The following is a 1,494-nucleotide window of genomic DNA, read 5'->3' as shown; positions in this document are numbered from 1 at the left end:
CGTTTACTTCGCTTTGTCATGCTGTTGTTAGGATATCGCCTACAACAAACACATATTGAGGCTCTCTTAGTGCGGTCTCACCGCTGCCTGTTGTTTTTCATCCATGAAAATAACAGGGGCACTAGACAGTTATCGGTTAACCTCGTGCTGGCACTATTCAAGTCAAAGGTGCTCAAGGCACAGTTAGTTTCAGGCTCAGCCAAGGTGTAAGCGATTTTGCTGATTGTTTTATGCGCGCCAATAAGGTGTCTAATCAAGGCGAAATCGCTTTAAGCATTGGCATAGTGTTCATCGTTACATTAGAAGTCAGGCTTCAATTATCATGATGTCCACGAGATGCTCGCCGTTATCGAGTTAGGTCTTCAGCTCACCTTATTGCGCGACTTAAACGTCAGTTATTTAAGAATCGTTGTTCATCAAATACCGTTTTATTTTTTAACATGAAATAGACGCAACGGCCGAGTTTATGGGCAAGTGCTGAAAGCGCTTTACCTTTACTCATCCGTTTTTGTAATCGATTTAGGTAGGCACGTGCTTTGTCATTGCCGCGCAGGTAGAGCACTGCCGCTTCTGAAAATGCCCACTTCAGATGGCCGTTACCAATTTTGTTGCCCTGAGTGCCATAGGTTTTACCGGCAGATTCCGCTTTGCACTTGATGAGTCGTGAGTAGGAGGCAAACTTTTGCACCGATTCAAATCGTTCAATATCGCCGATTTCAAAAAGGATAGTGAGCGCCAATATTTTACCAATGCCAGGGACCGTTCGAAGGATACTCAGGTAAGCGGGCTGCATGGCTTTGGCTTGCTGCTCGATGAACCATTCGACCTGAGCCAGCTCTTTGGCGTAGAAATCGAGTAAAGCCATGTCCATATCGATGTTGCGCTGAACGATTGGATCATCAAATTGTTGCCGTAGTTGTTGCCTTGCACTGATGTTTTTGAGATTTAATTCGGTGGCAGGGAGATTGTACTGGCTGTTGGTGTTTGCGACATGGGCTTTGAGCATGGCGCCGTGACGAACAATTTTAGTGCGACGTCGTAATAAGTCCCGAGCAGCACGCATGGCTTTCGGATAGGTATAAGCCAGCGGGAAATTGCCACCTCTTAATAGGCAAGCAATTTTAAAAGAGTCGATTTTATCATTTTTGGCTTTGCCGCCGTGAATGGCTTTCATGTAGAGGGCATGGCCTAGGACGAAATCAATGCCTTTCTCGTGGCACCAATCAGAGACCCAATACCAACAATGCATGCATTCAACGCCAACAACGATGTTGCCAATGTAAGACTCAAGTAAGGTCAGTAAAGCCTCCTTATCGGCAGTTATTTTTTGATGGAGGACAATTTCGCCTTGTAAATCAATGATGCAAACATAAAGAATACGGGCATGTAAATCGATACCACAGTAATATGGATGTGCGTTATTATAAAAGTTCATTGAGCTTTCTCCTGTTCGGTTTAGACACCTTAAGCATCCCTCGGTTAGAGATGTGCGGG

Annotated in this window: 2 protein-coding genes; one reads left to right on the top strand and one right to left on the bottom strand. The window is 44.9% G+C overall.

All coding sequences use genetic code 11. The annotated features are described in order from the left end of the window. Positions 1–210: hypothetical protein (locus K1M91_RS21130; RefSeq protein ID WP_232804235.1), on the top strand; the 210-nt coding region annotated here is incomplete at its 5' end. A gap of 181 nt (positions 211–391) precedes the next feature. Here K1M91_RS21130 and K1M91_RS21125 read toward each other — a convergent pair. Further along, the gene (locus tag K1M91_RS21125) at positions 392–1,435 is read right to left on the bottom strand and encodes an IS110 family transposase (RefSeq protein WP_232804234.1); all 1,044 of its coding nucleotides are present in this window, start codon (positions 1,433–1,435) and stop codon (positions 392–394) included. Between the last annotated feature and the right edge of the window lie 59 nt (positions 1,436–1,494).

The sequence above is a fragment of the Motilimonas sp. E26 genome, assembly GCF_021278025.1.
In the GTDB taxonomy this organism is placed as follows: domain Bacteria; phylum Pseudomonadota; class Gammaproteobacteria; order Enterobacterales; family CBDFNC01; genus Motilimonas.
The sequence above is the reverse complement of the archived record's forward strand: the minus strand, read 5'-3'. Positions and strand labels throughout refer to the sequence as shown.